Origin of the sequence: Rhodococcus parequi, from assembly GCF_046042785.1 — a bacterium.
Classification (GTDB): Bacteria; Actinomycetota; Actinomycetes; order Mycobacteriales; family Mycobacteriaceae; genus Prescottella; species Prescottella parequi.
In genome coordinates, this window is sequence record NZ_JBDLNV010000002.1 from 802,084 (window position 1) to 821,598 (window position 19,515).

The following is a 19,515-nucleotide window of genomic DNA, read 5'->3' on the forward strand; positions in this document are numbered from 1 at the left end:
TCCTGCCGATCCGTCGGGGGGTCGGCAGGACACCCGTCACGTCTATTTCAACCCGTGGAACCGGGCCATCATCTTCTCGGTGAACGCCCGCGGCGCGAGCCGCCGGACAGTGAACACCAGCGGCGCCTTGTTCCCTACCGCGTAGAGCGGCACGGGCTTGTCCGCCTCGATCGCCTTCACCACCAGTGCGGCGACCGTCGATGCTTCGATACCGCGGTCCTCGTTGCGTTGCATGGCCTTCGAGACCGTCTCGTAGTCTCGCGTGTACGGTGAGCCGTCGGAGATGTACCGGGTGCGGCGGTCACCGATACCGGTGGCGATGGTGCCGGGCTCGACGGTGGTGAGCCACACCCCGAACGGGCTCAGCTCCCGCCGGGCCGCCGTCGCGAAGCCCTTCAGTGCGCACTTCGCGGCCACGTACGACGACCGGAACGCGAGCGGGAAACTCGCGAGCATCGAGCCCACCATCACCACGCGGCCGAAGCCGCGCTCGCGCATGCCGGGCAGGAGCAGCTGCGTCAGCTGGATCGCGCCCAGCACGTTCACCTGGAACAGGCGGTCGATCGCGTCGAGTGGCAGCTCCTCGAGCGGCCCCATCTGGCTCTCGCCGGCATTGTTGACCAGGACGTCCACGTCCCCCGCCGCGCGGGCGCACGCCTCGATACTCGCCCGGTCGGTGAGATCGAGCGCCAGGTACTCGACACCGGTGACTCGCGAACCCTCCGGCAGCGCAGCGGGATTCCGTGTGGTTCCGAGGACCCGGTAACCCCGCGACACGAGCGCCCGGGCCACTTCCAGGCCGATGCCCGACGACGCGCCCGTCACGAGCGCCGTACGGCTCATCCGAGACTCCGTCCCAGTGCGCGCCCGGCCGCGCGGCCGGAGAAGATGCAGCCGCCGAGGAACGTGCCCTCGAGGGCGTTGTAGCCGTGGACACCGCCGCCGCCGAAACCGGCGACCTCACCGGCGGCATACAGCCCGTCGAACACGCTGCCGTCGGGCCGGATCACCTGCGAGTCCAGGTTGGTCTCGAGGCCACCGAGGGTCTTGCGGGTCAGCAGGTTCAGCCGGACGGCGATCAGCGGGCCGTGCGCGGGGTCGAGCAGGCGGTGCGGTTTGGCGACGCGGATCGCCTTGTCGGGCAGATAGGTTCGTGCGTTGCGAATCGCCATCACCTGCATGTCCTTCGAGAAGGTGTTCTCCATCTCGCGGTCGCGGGCCACGATCTCGCGCTCCACCTGCGCGTGGTCGAGCTTGGCCTCGGGGGTGAGCGCGTTCATGCCGTCGACCAGGTCCCGTAGGTTGTCGCGGACCACGAAGTCGATGCCGTGTTGCTTGAACGCCTCGACCGGCCCCGGGGCGCCCTTCTTCACGCGGCCGAGCAGGAGTTTCATGTCCTTGCCGGTGAGGTCGGGGTTCTGCTCGGATCCCGAGAGCGCGAACTCCTTCTCGATGATCGACTGGGTGAGGACGAACCACGTGTGGTCGTGCCCGGTGCCCAGGATGTGCTTCAGCGTCGCGAGGGTGTCGAAGCCGGGGAAGAGCGGCACCGGCAGGCGCTTGCCGGTGGCGTCGAGCCACAGCGACGACGGTCCGGGAATGATCCGGATGGCGTGATCGGGCCAGATCGGATCCCAGTTGACGATGCCCTCGGTGTAGTGCCACATGCGATCCCGGTTGACAATGTTGCCGCCCGCGTTCTCGGTGATCTCCAGCATGCGGCCGTCCACGTGCGCGGGTACGCCGGTGATCATGTGTTCGGGCACGCGGCCCAGTCGGTCGACGGGCCAGTTCTTCTTCACGAGGTCGGGGTTGCCGCCGATGCCGCCGGACGTCACCACCACCGCCTGTGCACGGAGCTCGAACTCGCCCGCGGGCGTGCGGGACGACTTCACACCGCGCGGTTCGATCGACGGCTCGAGCACCGTGCCGCGGACGCCCACGGCCGCGCCGTTCTCGACGATCAGATCGTCCACCTGGTGCCGGTAGCGGAAGATGACCTGCCCGCGGGCGGCGGCGTCGAGCACCGGCTCGCGGAACACGCGAACCACCTCGGGGCCGGTGCCCCACGTGATGTGGAAACGCGGAACCGAGTTGCCGTGGCCGGTGGCCAGCCCGCCGCCCCGCTCGGCCCAGCCGACGTTCGGCATCACCCGCAGGCCGAGGTCGTGCAGGTAGGCGCGCTTCTCGCCGGCCGCGAAGTCGACGTAGGCCTCGGCCCACTGCCGGGGCCAGTGGTCCTCGCGGTCGCGGTCGAAGCCGGCGCTGCCCAGCCAGTCCTGCAGCGCCAGGTCGCGCGAGTCCTTGATGCCCATGCGGCGCTGTTCGGGGCTGTCCACCAGGAACAGGCCGCCGAGCGACCAGAAGGCCTGTCCGCCCAGGTTTTCCACGTTCTCCTGGTCGACGACGACGACCTTGCGGCCGGCCTTGACCAGTTCGTGGGTCGCGACCAGACCTGCCAGTCCCGCTCCGACAACGATGACGTCGGCTTCCGTTGCCACTGCCTGTCTCCTGTCCGTCAGATACTGCTGCTGTAACTGCTCACGACGGTGACGAACAGACGCTGACGTGCCTGTCGGACCGCCTCGTTCCCGGGTTCCATCAGCACCTGCACGGAGGTGCCGTCGTGGATCGCGACCAGTGCCCGCCCGAGAGCCTCGCGATCGGTGACGTGCCGGCCCGCCGCGGTGAGGGCGTCCTCGACGATCGGGAGGATGGTCCCGAGGATCGCGTCCTCCCGGGCCGCCATGACGCGCGTGAGCGCGGGGTTGCGCAGCGCGTGCGCGGTGAACTCGGCGGTGATCCGGTACCACGCGTCGTCGACGGGGATCGCCGCCAGGACGCGTTCGACGGCGGCCTCGAGGGTGAGCGCCGACGGCCGGTCGGCGAGGGCGGTGCGGATGCCGTCGAGCATGGTCGCCGAGCGCTGCTCCCACATCGCGAGGAACAACTCGTCGAGCGAGGTGAAGTTCGAGTAGAACGCGCCGCGCGTGTAGCCGGCGCGCTCGCACACCTGCTCCACGGTGGAGCGCCCGAAGCCCTCGTCGGCGAACACTGCGCCGGCCGCGTCGAGCAGGCGCTGCCGCGTCTCGGCGCGCCGTTTCGTGACGCGCTTGGGTTGCGGCGTCTCGGCCGTCTGCACTGGTCACCGCCTGCTTTCCGTGTCGGATCCCTCTCGATACAAAACTGTATCCGACGAATCCCGGCGTAGCGTCGAAATGGTGCAGATCTGGTACGTGAGCTACGGATCGAACCTGTCGCCGGCCCGCCTCGACTGCTATCTGGCGGGTGGCTGTCCGGCCGGGGGCGGGCGCACGTATACGGGCGCGCGGAACCCGCATCCGCCGGCCGGTCGGGCAGGGCTGCGGTTGCCCGGCACCGTCTACTTCGCGGGCGAGTCGCTGGTGTGGGGCGGCGGGCGGGCATTCTACGACCCGGACCTGCCCGGCGACACCGCCGCGTGTGCGTATCTGGTGACGGCCGAGCAGTTCGACGACATCCACGCTCAGGAGCCGCCCTGCTACGACCGCGTCCTCGATCTGGGGGTGCACGACGGGGTGCCGATGCGGACCTTCACGGCCACCGTGGGGTGCGGCGACGTCGTCCGGACCGCGCCGTCGGCGGCCTACCTGGACACGATGGCGAACGGACTTCGCGAAGTGTTCGGCTGGAATTACGAACGGGCGCAGGCGTATCTGCGGCGTTTGCAGCCCTGACCAGGGTACCGTCGAGAAGCCGCATACTGTGGCGGCGCTCACAGAATAGGGATCCGATGTCGAATCTGCATGTCGTTGCGACAATTCCGGCCAAGGCCGGCTCCGAGAACACGGTGCGCGCCGCCCTCACCGCGCTGGCGGAGGAGAGCCGCAAGGAGGACGGTTGCGTGTCCTACGACCTGTACGAGTCCACGTCGGCACCCGGCACGTTCGTCGTCGTCGAGATCTGGCAGGACCAGCACGCGCTCGACACGCACATGAAGTCGGACCACATGCGGGAGGCCGCCGGCGCGTTCGGCGCCCACCTCGCCGCGGCCCCGGGCATCCACCCGCTGCGCCCCGTCTCCTGACCCGTCCCCACCCACCCGCCCTCGCGTTTTGCGCACTTGTCGCGCTCTGGGCCCCCGGAATTTCGCGACAAGTGCGCAAAACGCGGGTCAGGGGGAGGCGGGAGCGGACGCCGCGGTCACTCCGTGCACGTCCCGCCACGCCCGGTCGCTGAGCAACGTGGCCGCGACCAGCACCATCCATCCGCTCATCGACAGCAGTTCGACGCGCTGCGCGAAGCCGAGCCAACTGTGGCTGCCCGACGGGTCGTCGACCCCGACGAGCATCCACAGCGTGCCGACGAGGAACAGCACGACGACGGCGAGCCCGGACCACCACATCGCCCGCGGCGCCCGGTAGACGAAGATCGCGATGATGAATGCGACGGCCGAGACCACCGCGGCCGTCACCGACACCGTGCTGGTGAGGGCGTGCCACTGGTGGGTCAGCGGCGCCTGCGCCGCCTCGCAGGCGGGCTTCGAGCAGCGCAGCGGCAGCCGGGAATCGGCGACGGTGCCGACCGCGAAGACTCCCAGCGCGCCCCAACCGACGGTGGTGAGGAAGCGCCGCGGCGTCAGGGTCAGGCCCAGCACCGCGGCGACGAAGAGCACGATGCCGGTCAGCAGATCGCCGCTGCGATAGAGGATTCCGTACCGCTGATCGGTGGCCGCGAGTTGGCTCGCGAACCCCTCGAACCCGCCCTCACCCGAGTTCAGGAAGAACGCGAGCACCCACGACGAGTACAGCACCGCACCGGCGATGAGTAGTCCGGCGATTGCACAACGCCGCACAGCCTGTGTCTGCGTCTCCGACACGGCGACCTCAGTTGCGCGGCTTGGCGAACGGGAACGCGAGCGACTCCCGGATGCTGCCACCGGTGATGAGCATGACGATCCGGTCGACGCCCATGCCGAGACCGCCGGTGGGCGGCATCGCGTGCTCGAGAGCCTGCAGGAAGTCCTCGTCGAGTTCCATCGCCTCGGCGTCGCCGCCGGCCGCGAGCAGCGACTGCTCGGTGAGGCGCTGTCGTTGATCGATCGGATCGGTGAGTTCGCTGTAGGCGGTACCGAGTTCGACGCCCCACGCCACCAGGTCCCACTTCGCGGCCACACCCGGGATGGTGGGGTGCGGACGGGTCAGCGGCGACATGGACGTCGGGAAGTTGGTGTAGAAGGTGGGGAACTCGGTCTGCCCCTCCACCAGCTGCTCGTACATCTCCTGCGCGACGGCGCCGGCATCCCAGCTCTTCTGGTACTCGACGTCGTTCTCGTCGCACAGCTTCTGCAGCACGTCGAGCGGCGTCTCGGGGGTGACGTCGACGCCCAGCTTCTCGGCGACCGCGCCGTGCATCGTCTTGACCGGCCATTCGCCCGAGATGTCGACGGCGACGAGTTCGCCGTCGGGCCCCGGACGCATGATCGTCTGGCTGCCGTGCGCGGCGACGGCGGCGGACTGGATCAGCTCGCGGCACAGCACCATCATGCGTTCGTAGTCGCTGTGCGCCTCGTACGCCTCGAGGATCGTGAACTCGGGGTTGTGCTTGAAGTCGACGCCCTCGTTGCGGAACACCCGCCCGATCTCGAACACCTTCTCCATGCCGGCCACACACAGCCGCTTGAGGAACAGCTCCGGTGCGATCCGCAGGTACAGGTCGAGGTCGTAGGCGTTGATGTGGGTGACGAACGGGGCGGCGTTGGCGCCACCGTGGATGCGCTGCAGGATCGGCGTCTCCACCTCGAGGTAGTCGCGGCCGGACAGGGTGTCGCGCAACGACTTCACGATCGCGGTGCGCGCGGCCAGCAGCCGCCGCGACTCGGGGTTGATCGCGAGGTCGACGTAGCGCTGCCGTACGCGGGTCTCGGCGTCCGTCAGACCCTTCCACTTGTCGGGGAGCGGGTGCAGGCACTTGCCGTTCATGCGCCACTCCGTCGCCAGCAGCGACAGTTCACCCTTGCGGCTGCGGCCGATGGTGCCGCTCACCTCCATGAGGTCGCCGAGGTCGAAGTCGGTGGAGAACTCCTCGAGGCGGTCGCCGACGGTGGTGCGTTCGATGAGTACCTGGATGTCGCCGGACCAGTCCCGCAGCACCGCGAACGCGACACCGCCGTACGTGCGGATCCGTAACAGCCGCCCCGCGATTCGCACGCGGGTGCCCTCGGGGGAGGCTGCCGCTGCGGCGACGGTGTGCGTGGGCGGATACGCGACCGGGTACGGATCGATGCCCTCGTCGGCGAGGCGCGTGAGCTTGTCCATGCGCACGCGAACCTGTTCGGGTCGACGCGGTCCCACCGATCCCGGGGCCACCGTGCCGGTTCCGCTCGTGGCGGCGTCGGCGGCCGGGGCGGAATCCGGGGCGCTGCCGTCCGCATGCAGGACGCCGGACACGGCGAGCGCCTCCGGCACCGCGGTGCGGGTCCCGGTGTGGGTGGGGGCCTGGGCGCGGTGCCCGAACGTGGGCAGCGTCAGGAATCCCTCGGCGATGGCCGAGGCGATGCCCACGCGTGGCAGCTGCCGGTTGTCGTCGAAACACAGGTACCGCGGCGCCCATTCGGGCTGGTACTTCACGTTCGAGCGGTACAGGGCCTCGAGCTGCCACCACCGGGAGAAGAACAACAGCATCGATCGCCACACCCGGAGGATCGGGCCGGCGCCGATGCGCGCCCCCTCCTCGAACGTGGAGCGGAACACCGCGAAGTTGAGCGACACCCGGACGACGCCGAACTCGTCGGCGCGCGTCATCAGCTCGGTCACCATCAGCTCGACGACGCCGTTGGGGGCCTGCGGGTTCCGGCGCATCAGGTCCAGCGATGCCCCGTTGGGCCCCCACGGCACCAGCGACAGCATGCCCATCACCTCGGCGCCGTTCCCGCCCGTTCCGTCCCCGCCGAGTGCCTCGACCAACAGGCAGTCGCCGTCGAGCGGATCGCCGAGCCGCCCGAGCGCCATCGAGAATCCGCGTTCGGTCTCGGTGTCGCGCCACGCCTCGGCGCGGGCGATGACCTCGGCCATCTCGGTGGGCGGTATGTCGCGGTGACGCCGGATCCGGACGGTCACGCCCTGCTTGCGGACCCGGTGGACCGCCTGGCGGACCTGGCGCATCTCGCGGCCGTTCAGGTTGAAGTCGCGGGTCTCGAGGATCGCCTCGTCGCCGAGTTGCAGCACCGACAGACCGGCCCGCTTGTACGCGGTGGCCCCGGCCTCGCTCGCCCCCATCACGGCGGGCGCCCAGCCGTACTTCGAGCACAGGTCGAGCCACGCGTCGATCGCGTGCGGCCACGCCTCCGGGTTGCCGATCGGGTCGCTGCTGGCCAGGCACACGCCGATCTCCACGCGGTACGTGACGGCGGCCTTGCCGCTGGGTGCGAACACGACGGCCTTGTCGCGACGGGTCGCGAAGTAGCCGAGCGAATCGTCGGCGCCGAAGTTGTCGAGCAGACCGCGCAGCGCGGATTCGTCGTCACCGGTCAGCGCGTTCGACGCCCGCTGCGAGCGGAACAGCGTGATCACCGCGGCCAGCAGCGCGAGCGCGCCGAACAGGCCGAGCATGGTGTTGACGAAGACGTGCGGGTGACCGTCGAACTGTTCGTTCTCGACCACGACGAGCGCGGTGACGCGGTTGAGTGCCCACAGGAACCGCTGGCCCGACGGCAGTGTTCCGGGGAAGAGTTCCACCAGCGCCCAGCCCAGCAGCGTGCCCACCACGAGACCGGAGACGAGGACGCCCAACGCCTTCCATGCGGCGCCGCGACGGACCCGGGTGTAGAACTCCTTGCGCGCGGCGACGAGAACGCCGACCACGACGAGGTGGACCACGAAGGCGACCGCGGCGTTGATGTTCTTGTCGGCCACCGCTTCGACGGCGTTGACGATCGCGAACAGAATCAGATAGATCGTCAGCAGCCACCACGCGATCCGTTTGCGGCTCGCGAGGGCGGCCGCGACCAGACCGACCACGACGGCCCAGGACAGGCTCGTGTCGGGGGCGTCGAAGTAGTAGTTCTCGACGTACAGGCGTGGTGTGTGCACCAGGTAGCGCAGCGCGGGCGACAGGCTCCACAGGAACACCAGCACCGAGAAGACGCCGAGAACGAGGCCCGCGATGTGCGGAACCTCCGACAGCCGTCCGCGTTTCGGCGTGACCCGGGTGGGGTGGTGTTCCCGCTTGTCCGTGGTGTCCACAGGGCTACCGGTACTCGTGGCCATCGACGTCCTTCCAGTGACTGTCGCCTCTCCGAGTCCAGTGTGAGGCGTCGAAGGGCCGTTTGGGGTGAAGGAGGAAGATGGAGGCATGTCTGACGCTGCCCACGAGGTCCCGATCCGCGACGAATCGATCCGTCTGGGTCAATTCCTCAAGCTCGCCAATCTCATCGAGTCCGGCGCCGAGGCGAAGGTCGTCGTCGCCGACGGTCTCGTCAACGTCAACGGCGAGGTGGAGATCCGACGGGGACGGCAGTTGCGGGACGGCGACGTCGTCGAGATCGGTGGGATGTCGGCGCGGGTGAGCGCCCCCGTGTCCTAGCGGTCCGCGCGGTCTCCGAACCGAACCCATCCGCGGCCCCCGCCGGCGCCGAATACTCGGACGTAGCCGGAAGGAAGCGGGGACGAGATGACGGCGCGCGAGGATACGACCGGGACGCCGCGGCGCAGCGTTCCGGCGCGAGCACTGTCGGGCGTTCTCGCGGCAGCCGTCGCGCTCGGGGTGGGCGAACTGGTGTCGGTGCCGATCGCCCGCGCGGCGTCGCCGTTCTTCGCGGTCGGATCCACCACCGTCGACCGCAGCCCGGCGTGGGCGCGCGAGTTCGCGATCACGACGTTCGGCACCAACGACAAACCCGCCCTGTTCCTCGGCATGACCGTGCTGATCGTGGTGCTGGCCGCCGTGGCGGGCATCGTCGAGCGGCCGCGCCGCCCGTACGGCAGCGCGATTCTGCTGGCGCTCGGGGTGGTCGGGGTGTACGCGGCCGTGAACCGGCCGGGCGCCTCGGCGCTGTACGCCCTACCGACGCTCGTCGGGGTCGCGGCCGGAGTCGTCACGCTGCGGGTGCTCACCGCTCGCGCGCCGGTCGCGGCCGGGTCCGGGGGCGACCCGTCGGGGCTGCCGCGTCGCCGGTTCCTGGTGCTGGCCGCGTCGGCCGCCGCGGTGGCGGCCGCAGCGGGGGCCGCCGGCCGTTATCTCGCCGACCGGGTCGCGGGGGCGGTCCGCAACCGCGACGGTCTCAGGCTGCCGGCGGTGACCGCCGCCGAGCAGGCGCCGACGATCGCGGCCGGCACCGACGTCTCCGTCCCGGGCGCCACCCCGTTCGTGACGCGCAACGGCGACTTCTACCGCATCGACACTGCGCTCCAGGTGCCGATGCTCACGACGGACGACTGGAGCCTGCGGATCCACGGCATGGTGGACCGCGAGATCACCCTGGGCTGGGACGATCTGACGGCGCGGACGCCGATCGAACGGGCGATCACGCTCACCTGTGTCTCCAACGAGGTCGGCGGCGACCTCGCGGGCAATGCCACCTGGATCGGCTATCGGATCAAGGATCTGCTCGACGAGGTGGGCGTCGCGCCCGACGCCGACATGCTGCTGTCCACCAGCGCCGACGGTTTCACGGTCGGCACCCCGGTCGAGGTGCTCCGCGACGGCCGCGACGCGATCCTCGCCGTCGCGATGAACGGCGAACCGCTGCCGTTCGAGCACGGCTACCCGGTGCGCCAGGTGGTGCCCGGGCTGTACGGGTTCGTGTCCGCGACGAAGTGGGTGGTCGACTGGGAACTGACCCGCTTCGACCGCGCCGAGGCGTACTGGACCCGACGCGGCTGGGCGGAGCGGGCGCCGATCAAGACCGCGTCGCGCATCGACGTGCCCGCCGCCTTCGGGAAGATCCCCGCCGGTCCCACGATCGTCGCCGGCACCGCGTGGGCGCAGCACCGCGGCATCGCGACGGTCGAGGTGCGGGTGGACACCGGCGTGTGGCGGACCGCGACCCTCGCGCCGCAGTACTCGATCGACACGTGGCGGCAGTGGACGTGGCAGTGGGACGCGCCCCCCGGTGTGCACAGCCTCCAGGTGCGTGCCACCGATCTCGACGGGAACACCCAGACCGAGGAGCGGGCGGCGCCGATTCCGGACGGCGCCAGCGGATGGCACTCGCGCACGGTGACGGTGTCGTGAACCGGGTCAGCGGACCCGACGGTGCTGCTGCGGTCTCGCCCACCACCTGACAGGCCGGCCGGGTTCCTAGTCGGGGTCGGGCAGCGCTGCCTCCGGGCCGGACTCACCGCCGAGGACCGCGGCCAGGCGCTCCCGGGCGCGGCCCAGGTGCTCCGTCAGCACCGCCACCGCGCGTCCGCCGTCGCCGGCGGAGAGGGCGTCGAGGATCTGTTGGTGCTCGGCGACGATGCTCGACGTGGTCAGCAGGTGTTTGCCCTGCACCTGGACCATGCACAGGCGCACCTCGGACACCAGCGTCCGGAAGATCCGGCTGGTGCGGGGGCTGCCGACGGCGTCGACGAGTGACGTGTGGAAACGCATGTCCGGTTCGACGACGGACAGCGGAGCGCCGTCGGTGAGCGCGGCGATCTCGGCGTTCGCGGTCACCGCGTCGGGGGGCACCACGCGGTTGCGGGCGAGTTCCCGCAGCACCTGGGATTCGAGCCCGGCCCGGGTGCGGTAGATGTCGCGCACGTCGTCCGGCCCCAGGTGCAGCACCCGTGCGGTCTTGTGGGCGCTGCGCTGCAGCAGTCCCTCGCCGACGAGCTTCTCGATCGCGGCCTTCGCGGTGGGCCGGGCGACCTCGTAGGCGCGCGCGATCTCGGTCTCGGTGAGGGCGGCGGCGTGCGTGAGGTCGCCGGCGAACACGCGTTGCCGCAGTTCGGCGGCCAGTGCGTCGACGATCGACAACGCCTCGACTCTGCCCACCGGATCCTCCGCTCGCTCGATTCCGGTCGATCCTCCCACGGTGCGTCGGTCGTGCACACGTGTCCATCCACCATCCTTGACTCGCATGAATACTTGTCTGACAATCGAAGGGTCTTGTTCTCGGATGGACGGTTCTCCATGACCCTCGAAGTCACCTCTTCCGCTGCTGCCGAGCTGGTCGCGCGGCTCGGATCCGCGGTCGTCACCGACCCCGATCGGATGCTTGCGTACCGCCGCGACCAGTCCCTGCTGACACCGGACGGCGAACCGTCGACGCTCGTCCGGGCGCGCAGCACCGACGACGTCGTCGTGACGCTGCAGATCGCGCACCGACACGGGGTCCCCGTCGTCACCCGCGGGGCGGGGACCGGCCTGGCCGGCGGCGCCAACGCGATCGACGGGTGCATCGTGCTGAGCCTCGAACGGATGAACGAGATCCTGCGCATCGACGAGGCCGCCCGCACCGCAACCGTGCAACCGGGCGTCATCAACGGCGACCTTGCCGCGGCGGTCGCCGAGCGTGGCCTCTGGTACGTCCCCGATCCGGGCAGCCGGGCCATCTCGTCGATCGGAGGCAACCTCGCCACCAACGCCGGCGGCACGTGCTGCGCCAAGTACGGCGTCACCGCCGACCACGTCGCGCGCATCAAGGCCGTCCTCCCGGACGGCCGGATCATCCACACCGGCGCCGACACCCGCAAGAACGTTGCCGGACTCAACCTCACGCAGGTACTTGTCGGTTCGGAGGGCACGCTCGCGGTGATCGTGGAGGCGACCGTGCGGCTGCGGGCGCAGCCGTCGGCAGCCTCCACCGTCGTCGCGAGTTTCCCGACCACCGCGCAGGCGATCGACGCCGTCCTCACGATTCGGCAGGTGGCCGATCCGTGCCTGCTCGAGCTCATGGACCGCACCACCATCTCCGCCGTCAACGACATGACGAGGATGGGCCTCGACGACACGGCGGGCGCGCTGCTTCTGGTGCAGTGCGACGGCGGGGATGCCGCCGCCGAGGCCGCGCGCTGTGCGGCGGCGTGCGCGGCGGCCGGCGCCACGGAGGTCTACGACACCGCCGACCCCGTCGAGGGTGAGGAGTTCATGCAGGCCCGCCGGGCCGCGCTCACCGCGCTCGAGCGAAGGGGCAGCACCCTGCTGGACGATCTCGCCGTCCCGGTCCCGCACCTTCCGCGCATGCTGGCCGCGATCGAGGAGACGGCGGACCGGCACGACGTCCTCATCGGGACGTTCGGACACGCCGCCGACGGAAACCTGCACCCCACCATCGTGTTCGACGTGTCCGACGCCGCGATGACGGCCCGCGCCCGGGCAGCCTTCGACGACCTCGTCGCTGCGTGTCTCGCGCTCGGCGGTTCCATCACCGGCGAACACGGCGTGGGCGCGCTCAAGACCCCGTACATGGAGTCGATGGTCGGGGCGACCGAACGCGAACTCATGGCGGGCATCAAGTCGGTCTTCGACCCCTCGGGCATCCTCAATCCGGGGCGCGGCTTCTGACGGCTCTCGCCGGATCCGTGCGCGCACGGGATACTCGGTGCTGGGAGGTGCTGCGGTGGGCGAGCTGAGCGTGCAGGGCGACCGATTGGTGCTGCGATTGTCTCGTTTCGAGAAGATCGCCGGACTCCACGGTGATGTCGCGATCCCCGTCGACCAGATCCGTGACGTCGATGTCGTCGCCGACGCGTTCGCGAACACCCGGGGCCTGCGGGCGCCCGGGCTCGCGGTTCGGCGACGCCTGCGCATCGGGACGTGGCGCGGCGGGGGAGTGCGCACGTTCGTCGTCGCGCACGCCGGGGCGCCCGCGGTTCGGGTGCGCACCGGCGGCCGGGCCGCGGGCGCGGAGTTCGACGAGCTGATCGTGACCCACCCGGACGCCGTCGAGGTCGCCGGCCGGATCCGCGGGATCCTCGACGCCGGCCGTCCGGGGATGTCCGAACGCGAGGTGACGTTCCGGTCCGGCGACGGCACGGTGCTGGCGGGCACCCTGACGGTGCCGGCGGGCGCGGAGGCGGGTCCGGTGGCGGTGATCCTCACCGGGTCGGGGGAGATGAACCGCGACGGCGATCACGCGAAGCTGCCGATCGGGATCAGCCGGGCGCTCGCGGAGGCGTTGGCGCGCAACGGGACCGCGTCGCTGCGCTACGACAAACGGGGGGTCCCGCCATCGGGCGGCGACTACCTGTCGACGGGAATGACCGACAACCTGGCCGACGCTGCGGCCGCGGTCGAATGGGTCCGGACGACAGGGGGATTCGTGCGGGACGCGGTGGCGGTGATCGGACACAGTGAGGGCGCGTGCCTGGCCGCGGCGCTGGGCGCCGATCGCGAGGTCGACCCCGCCGCCGTCGTGCTGATCGCGTGTCCTGCGGCGACCGGACGCGAGGTGCTGTTGTGGCAGACCGCGAAGGGCGTCGATGCTCTCCCCGCGCCCGTCCGCGCTGTGCTGCATCTTCTGCGCATCGATGTGAAGGCGAAGCAGCGCAAGACGATCGACAGGCTCTACCGGACATCCGGCGACACCGCTCGAGTGGGTCTGCGCCGGGTGAACGCCCGTTGGTTCCGGGAGTTCCTCGACTTCGACCCGAAACCGCTGCTGCAGAAGAACCGTGCACCCGTCCTTGCGATCACCGGGGCGAAGGACCTGCAGGTGGATCCGGACGATCTGACGGCGATCGCCGACCTCGTGCCGGAGGAGGTCGACACCGTCCGGGTGCCCGATCTGACGCACCTGGTGCGGCGCGACACCGCCCCGCCGTCGCTGCGCGCCTATCGGCGACTGGTGCGTGAACCGGTGGATCCGAAGGTGCTGTCGTTGGTGGCCGACTGGACCGCCGGCCACCTGCGACGCGTGTGACTCAGCGGACGACGACGCCGTCGTCGTCGCTGTAGACCGTCTCGCCCGGGTTGAAGGTGATGCCGCCGAAGGAAACCGGCACGTTCTTCTCGCCGGAGCCGGTCTGGGTGCTCTTGCGCGGGTTGGTGCCGAGCGCCTTGATGCCGATGTCGAGCGTGCGGAGGATCGCCGAGTCGCGGACCGCGCCGTTGACGATGACGCCGGCCCAGCCGTTGGAGACGCCGCGCCCGGCGATGATGTCGCCGACGAGGGCGGTGTGGACGCTCGCGTCGCCGTCCACGACCAGGACGCCGCCGTTGCCCGGCTCGCTGAGGGTCTGCTTGACCAGCAGGTTGTCCTGGAAGCACTTGATGGTGGTGATCGGGCCCGAGAAGGCCGCCCGGGCCCCGAACTGGATGAACTGGGTGTCGCAGCTGCGAATGTCGGGCCCGATCTCGTCGGCCAGATCGGCGGTCGCTACCTGCTCACTCATGGTTTCTTCCCTTCGTCGGTTCGCCCGTCCACCATAGTTGACTGGCCGGTAACTTGTGCCGGTCAGGCGCGCCCGTGCCGGCGTTCGTAGTCGTCGCGTACCCGGTCGGCGCGACGCTGCGCCTTCTCGGCCACCAGGTCCGGATCGAGTCCGTGGCTGTGCAGGCGATGCCGCCGGTACACCCGCATCAGGGCCACCGCGAAGTACACGAGCGGGATGAACAGCAGCGCCATCATCGCGAGCGGAATCCAGATCGGCCCCGGGATGAGCAGGAAGAGCGCGAGGATCGGGAGCACCGGGACCGTGAAGCGGATCAGGTACCGCGCCGACGCCCCCGGACCCACCAGGTCCTGTCGGACCCAGTCCTGCAGCGAGTCCGGCAGCGTCCGTCCGAACTGGTAGCCCACGTACTGGCCGAAGGTGGGGCGCGAAGGTGCCGACATGGGTCCAGCGTAGAACCGGGGGAACCGGGGGCGGCCGGGCCCCGGTCACTGCGTCGCCAGCGCCACCCGCGCCAGGTCGGCGTCCCCCGCCGGCGACCCCTCGACGCCGAGTTCGAAACGGACCGAATGGACCGTGCCGGAGATCCGGTTGTCCCGGGTGTAGTCCGCCGTCACCGGCACACCGTGGCTGCGGCCGATGGTCAGCAGACCCGTACCGCCGATGTAGAACGCCGTCGAACTCTCGATCCGCCCGTGGCCGACCGGTCCGCCGTCCACGAAGAGGCGGAGCACGGCGCCCTTGCCCATCCCGCCGCCGTCGTAGATCGACTCCAGGCGGATCGCGTGTGTGCCGGTCGCCACCACCGCATCACTGCGGACGTGCCACGAGTGCAGGTCCGCCACGTTGTGGCAGTAGGCGAGCCGGCCCTCGTCCAGATGGAGGGACCACCCGCCGTCGGCCCGCGCGCCCTGGGCCACCAGCGCCCCGCTGCTGCCGGCGACGTCGAGCGTCACCTGCACGGTGATGGTGTGGGAACGGTTGAGCACCTTCACCGCGGCATCCGGTAGCAGCGGCGGCATCGTGCCCGGATACGTCACCACCCGCGCCGGGTCCCGGGCGGGAACCCCTTCACGCATGCGTTGCATCCGAGTGTTGTCGAGCAGCACCTGGTTACGTCGTGCCTCCCGGTCGAACAGCTCCTGCATCCGGGCCAGCTTGTCCGGGTGTGTACCGGCGAGGTTCCGTGCCTCGGTCCAGTCGACGGTCGTGTCGTACAACTCCCAGACGTCGTCCTCGAACGGCACGTCCGTCGACGCCGCCTGCATGGGGACGCGGTGTGCGGTGCACGCGACCCACCCCTCGTGATAGATGCCGCGGTTGCCGAACACCTCGAAGTACTGGGTCGTGCGACGGTCGGCCGCGTCCGCGTCGTCGAAACTGTAGAGCATCGAGACACCGTCCAGGGGTTGCTGTTCCACGCCACCCACGCTCGCCGGTGCCGGAATACCCGCGGCCTCGAGGATGGTCGGCGCGATGTCGGAGACGAAGTGCCACTGTGGGCGGATCCCTCCTCGTGCCGCGACCCCGTCCGGCCAGTGCACGATCAGCGGGTTCCGGGTACCGCCGTAGTGGGACGCCACCTGCTTGACCCACTGGTACGGCGTGTCCATGGCCAGTGCCCATCCGAAGGGGTACTGGGGAGCCGTTGTGGGGGAACCCAGTTCGTTCGCCCGCGCGACGATCCGGGCGGAACTGTCGCGCAATCCGTTGAACAGGATGCCCTCGTTGGCGGTGCCCTGCACACCGCCCTCGGCCGACGCGCCGTTGTCGCCGAGGATGTAGAAGATCAGCGTGTCGTCGAGCAACTCCAGGCGCTCCAACGCGTCGACGACCCGGCCCACCTGGGCGTCGGTGTGTTCGGCGAAGCCCGCATACAGCTCCATCAGCAGCTCCGCCGCGCGGCGGTCCTCCTCGCTCAGCGTGTCCCATTCGGGCACCAGGTCGAGCCACGCCGTCATCTCGCCGTCCTCCGGGACCACCCCGAGTTCCTTCTGTCGGTCCAGCGTGATGTCGCGTTGCCGGTTCCATCCGTGGGCGAACTTCCCGGAATACTTGTCGCGCCACTGTTTCGGGACCTGCAGCGGGGAGTGGGTGGCCCCGAGCGCCAGATACGCGAAGAACGGCTTGTCGGGCGCCGTCGCGTGCTGACAGGCCATCCAGTCGATCATCCTGTCGGCGAGGTCCTCGGAGAGGTGATAGCCCTCCTCGGGGGTGCTCGGGCAGTCGATCGGGGTCACCCCGTCGTACAGGGCCGGGTGGTACTGGTCGGTGGAACCGCCGAGGAATCCGTAGAAGCGTTCGAAACCCTCACCCGTCGGCCAGCGGTCGAACGGCCCGGTGGGCCCGGTCTCCGCGCCGGGAGTCTGATGCCACTTCCCGAACGCGGCCGTGTTGTATCCGTTGTCCTTCAGGATCGTCGCGACGGTCGCGGCGCTGTCCGGGCGGACACAGTTGTAGCCGGGGTCGGAGCTGACGAAATTGGTGACCGTGCCGAATCCCACCGCATGGGGATTTCGTCCGGTCAGCAGTGACGCCCGCGTCGGTGAGCACAGGGCGGTGGTGTGGAATCGGTTGAACCGCACTCCGCCGGCCGCCAGTCGTTCGGCTGTGGGCATGTCGATCGGCCCGCCGAAGGCGGAGGATGCACCGAACCCCATGTCGTCGACGAGGACCACCAGCACGTTCGGTGCGGCAGTGCGTCTCGTCGCGGTCGATTCGGTCATGTCGGTTTCCTCTCGGGTCGGGTGGCGGTGCACCGCTACAACTTCCTCGACTTCGCTACCGGCTCCCCGGGCGTCGTCGGTCGCGCGGGCGGTCAGGGCACGGGTAGCGCCGGCGGGTCGGATTCGGCGATGCTCTGTCCGGACACGACACCGCCGGTGGCCGGGGTACGTCCGTGCCGCATGGCCAGCGTCACGACGGCGGCGACGACGGCGGCGGCAGCACAGACCAGATAGGCGTAGTGGTAGCCCTGCATCGACGGGATGGGTTGGCCGGTATTGGGATTGAGCATCAGCACGTAGCTGCCGACGAGCGCTCCGAGGAACGCACTCGACAGGGCGCCGGAGACCTGCTCCGACGTGAACTTCATCGAACCGGTGACCGCCTGAGTGTCGGCGGGCACCGCTTCGATGAGCAGATTCTGGGAGGCCGAGTAGAAGCAGCCGCCGGCGATACCCATGAAGACCGCGAGCAGGATGGTCGTTCCGAGGCCGGTGACCGCGCCGAAGCCGATCAGGAGGGACCCGAGGAAGGCGCCGACCATGCCGATCAGCATCGCGAGCCGGGGCGAGTGCTTGCGCGAGACCCAGCCCGCGAGCAGACCGCACGCCGCGGATGCCAGCCCACTGGGCAGGCCGTAGTGGAGGGCATACCCGATGGCGGACAGGCCGAGCCCGGACTGGTCGTTGCCGGGGATGGACGGCGCCCGCAGCATCTGCGGCAGGAGCGCACCGTTCGCCCCGTTGACGACGCCGTACGCGGCGGCGATCAGCAGCGTCATCCACACGCCGGGGCGGCCCAGGAGCGAGATGGAGATCAGCGGCTGCGCGATCCGACGTTCGGCGAGGAAGAAGACGACGAGCAGGAGCACACCGACGAGGATCGCCACACCGCGCACATCTTCGTTGTTGGCGCCCAGGATGAGGGCACTCGCGCCCAGGCCGAGCAGGGCCGCGCCGACGTAGTCGATCCGGTGGGCGAGCCGGACGGTGGTCTCGGGGATGAGGATCGCGATCGCGGCGAGGACGATCGCCGAGTACACGAGCAGGAACCAGAAGGCGCTGCGGAAGCCGAAGGTCTCGATGAGCCAGCCGCCGAGGATGGGGCCGATGAGTGCCGATGCGCCGATACCCACGCCCACGCCACCGACGCCGAGCGGAACCCAGCGGGACGGAATGAGGTCACGGATCAGTCCGTAGCAGACGACGGAGGAGGCGAGGCCGCAGGCCTGCAGTCCGCGGCCGGCGAGGAACAGCGGGTAGGCCGTGGCGGTCGCACACAGGACCGTGCCCACCAGGAACGTGGTTCCGGCGGACAGCAGAACCTTCTTCATGCCGTACACGTCGGCGAGTTTGCCGATGATGGGAACGACCACGCCACCGACCAGTAGCGGGATGGTCATCACCAGCGTGATGCGATTGGTCTCGAAGGCGAGCGCCATGTCGGTGAGCCCTGGAGCCACGAGTGTGAACTCGAAGGCGACGATCTCGGTCATCAATGCGATCAGCACGATGATCAGGATCGATTGTCCTTTGGAACGGGATTCGGTGTCCGAGGACTTCTGGGTGGGGGAGGGATGCGCGAACTCGGCCATGGCCGAACAACTCCAATCTGGGTGGAGGAGATCCAGCTGTCGGGAGGGGACCGGGGAACGACGCGTCTGCGACGGACCGCGGAACCAGGGCTACGGAAAGCATTGAGGGACAGAACTATGCGTTCTGCGTCGGGCAGGTGTTCGAGTCGAACGAACGTTGGGCCGACCAATGCGGTGGACAGTAGCAAGCCGGTGTTGCGCAGGGAAGGGTTTGCGGGCGGCGGCCCACTGAGCGGGACGTTTCGTCGTATCCGGTTCGGAATACGATCAGTCACGCAGGGAGGTGGGCGCCTCGAGTAGTGCGGAAACGGCCTCGACCAGAGCGGAGACGGTCAGATCGGCTGCGGTGGAGTCGATTTGCCGGGTCTCCAGCCGGTACTCGAGGTCGGCCAGCGTGCGAATCGTGAGTACCTGGACCATCCTGAGACGCTCCTCGCGGACCCCGGGACCGATGCCGTCCATGAGTTCCGACATTCTCCGGACCACCTCGCGGGAGCCGCTGCCGTGTCGGTCGTCGAACGGCTCGAAGTCGCGCCCGCGCCCCAGATACCTGTCGAGAAACCGCGCGTAACAGGATGATCCGGCGCCCGAGACGACAGCGGTGGCCAGCGGGAGAACGTACGCGCCGGCCAGTTCGCGGGGGCCGTACTCGTCGAGGTCCTCGATCATGCGGTGGCGTGCCGCGTTGAGGGGGAGCAGCCGCAGGTCGTAGAGGGCTTGGATGAGGTTGCTCTTGTCGCCGAAATGGTATTGGACGGCCGAGTTGTTGCGCTGTCCGGCGCGTTCGCCGATCTGGCGCATCGACACGTGCTCGACGCCGCGTTCGGCGAACAGGCGTTCTGCGGCGAGCAGGATCTTCGTGCGGACATCCTCGGTCATGTGAGCCATTGTGCCCGA

The 19,515-nt window shown here is 69.6% G+C and carries 17 protein-coding genes; 6 read left to right on the forward strand and 11 right to left on the reverse strand.

Going from position 1 to position 19,515, the window contains the following annotated elements; all coding sequences use genetic code 11:
• Nucleotides 1-42 precede the first annotated feature (42 nt).
• From ABEU20_RS07915 to ABEU20_RS07925, 3 genes are read right to left on the reverse strand one after another with little or no spacing between them, the layout of a single operon-like run.
• Nucleotides 43-843 carry an SDR family oxidoreductase gene (locus tag ABEU20_RS07915; protein WP_420163835.1) on the reverse strand — a complete coding sequence of 267 codons (801 nt, stop codon included), beginning with the start codon at nt 841-843 and terminating at the stop codon, nt 43-45.
• Entirely contained in the window at nt 840-2,501 is a 1,662-nt protein-coding gene (locus ABEU20_RS07920; protein ID WP_420163836.1) for an FAD-binding dehydrogenase, read from the reverse strand. Before ABEU20_RS07920 ends, ABEU20_RS07915 begins: the two co-directional genes overlap by 4 nt.
• A gap of 17 nt (nt 2,502-2,518) precedes the next feature.
• Nucleotides 2,519-3,142 carry a TetR/AcrR family transcriptional regulator gene (locus ABEU20_RS07925; protein ID WP_420163837.1) on the reverse strand — a complete coding sequence of 208 codons (624 nt, stop codon included), beginning with the start codon at nt 3,140-3,142 and terminating at the stop codon, nt 2,519-2,521.
• Nucleotides 3,143-3,221: 79 nt separating this feature from the next.
• On the opposite strand from ABEU20_RS07925, the gene ABEU20_RS07930 reads away from it, so the two are divergent.
• Nucleotides 3,222-3,716 carry a hypothetical protein gene (locus tag ABEU20_RS07930; protein ID WP_420163838.1) on the forward strand — a complete coding sequence of 165 codons (495 nt, stop codon included), beginning with the start codon at nt 3,222-3,224 and terminating at the stop codon, nt 3,714-3,716.
• 56 nt (nt 3,717-3,772) lie between these two features.
• On the forward strand, nt 3,773-4,066 hold the full coding sequence (locus ABEU20_RS07935) for a putative quinol monooxygenase (RefSeq protein WP_420163839.1): 294 nt from the start codon (nt 3,773-3,775) through the stop codon (nt 4,064-4,066).
• An 87-nt stretch (nt 4,067-4,153) separates the two neighbouring features.
• Here the strand turns inward: ABEU20_RS07935 and ABEU20_RS07940 are convergent, their stop codons facing one another.
• Entirely contained in the window at nt 4,154-4,834 is a 681-nt protein-coding gene (locus ABEU20_RS07940) for a DUF998 domain-containing protein (protein ID WP_420163840.1), read from the reverse strand.
• Between the two features lie 31 nt (nt 4,835-4,865).
• Nucleotides 4,866-8,246, reverse strand: a complete 3,381-nt coding sequence (gene lysX, locus ABEU20_RS07945; RefSeq protein WP_420163841.1) for a bifunctional lysylphosphatidylglycerol synthetase/lysine--tRNA ligase LysX — start codon at nt 8,244-8,246, stop codon at nt 4,866-4,868.
• Between the two features lie 85 nt (nt 8,247-8,331).
• Between lysX and ABEU20_RS07950 the strand changes: the two genes are divergently transcribed.
• The gene (locus ABEU20_RS07950; RefSeq protein WP_420163842.1) at nt 8,332-8,562 is read left to right on the forward strand and encodes an RNA-binding S4 domain-containing protein; all 231 of its coding nucleotides are present in this window, start codon (nt 8,332-8,334) and stop codon (nt 8,560-8,562) included.
• Between the two features lie 87 nt (nt 8,563-8,649).
• Nucleotides 8,650-10,212 carry a molybdopterin-dependent oxidoreductase gene (locus ABEU20_RS07955; protein WP_420163843.1) on the forward strand — a complete coding sequence of 521 codons (1,563 nt, stop codon included), beginning with the start codon at nt 8,650-8,652 and terminating at the stop codon, nt 10,210-10,212.
• A 66-nt stretch (nt 10,213-10,278) separates the two neighbouring features.
• On the opposite strand, the gene ABEU20_RS07960 is transcribed toward ABEU20_RS07955, so the two are convergent.
• Nucleotides 10,279-10,959 (reverse strand): GntR family transcriptional regulator, encoded by a 681-nt coding sequence (locus tag ABEU20_RS07960; RefSeq protein ID WP_420163844.1) that lies wholly within the window; start codon nt 10,957-10,959, stop codon nt 10,279-10,281.
• A gap of 138 nt (nt 10,960-11,097) precedes the next feature.
• Between ABEU20_RS07960 and ABEU20_RS07965 the strand changes: the two genes are divergently transcribed.
• Together ABEU20_RS07965 and ABEU20_RS07970 are read left to right on the forward strand one after the other, a co-directional pair.
• A complete protein-coding gene (locus tag ABEU20_RS07965) occupies nt 11,098-12,471 on the forward strand; it encodes an FAD-binding oxidoreductase (protein ID WP_420163845.1) in 1,374 nt (457 codons plus the stop codon).
• A gap of 55 nt (nt 12,472-12,526) precedes the next feature.
• Complete coding sequence (locus ABEU20_RS07970; RefSeq protein WP_420163846.1) at nt 12,527-13,828, forward strand: alpha/beta hydrolase; 1,302 nt, start codon at nt 12,527-12,529, stop codon at nt 13,826-13,828.
• A 1-nt stretch (nt 13,829) separates the two neighbouring features.
• On the opposite strand, the gene rraA is transcribed toward ABEU20_RS07970, so the two are convergent.
• From rraA to ABEU20_RS07995, 5 genes are all read right to left on the reverse strand, one after another.
• Nucleotides 13,830-14,300 carry a ribonuclease E activity regulator RraA gene (rraA, locus tag ABEU20_RS07975; RefSeq protein WP_420163847.1) on the reverse strand — a complete coding sequence of 157 codons (471 nt, stop codon included), beginning with the start codon at nt 14,298-14,300 and terminating at the stop codon, nt 13,830-13,832.
• Between the two features lie 62 nt (nt 14,301-14,362).
• Entirely contained in the window at nt 14,363-14,743 is a 381-nt protein-coding gene (locus ABEU20_RS07980; RefSeq protein WP_420163848.1) for a DUF5313 family protein, read from the reverse strand.
• A 45-nt stretch (nt 14,744-14,788) separates the two neighbouring features.
• The gene (locus tag ABEU20_RS07985; RefSeq protein ID WP_420163849.1) at nt 14,789-17,026 is read right to left on the reverse strand and encodes a sulfatase-like hydrolase/transferase; all 2,238 of its coding nucleotides are present in this window, start codon (nt 17,024-17,026) and stop codon (nt 14,789-14,791) included.
• A 92-nt stretch (nt 17,027-17,118) separates the two neighbouring features.
• Nucleotides 17,119-18,618, reverse strand: coding sequence for an MFS transporter (locus ABEU20_RS07990; RefSeq protein WP_420163850.1), 1,500 nt, complete (start codon nt 18,616-18,618; stop codon nt 17,119-17,121).
• A 267-nt stretch (nt 18,619-18,885) separates the two neighbouring features.
• Entirely contained in the window at nt 18,886-19,497 is a 612-nt protein-coding gene (locus tag ABEU20_RS07995; RefSeq protein ID WP_420163851.1) for a TetR/AcrR family transcriptional regulator, read from the reverse strand.
• Nucleotides 19,498-19,515: the final 18 nt, after the last annotated feature.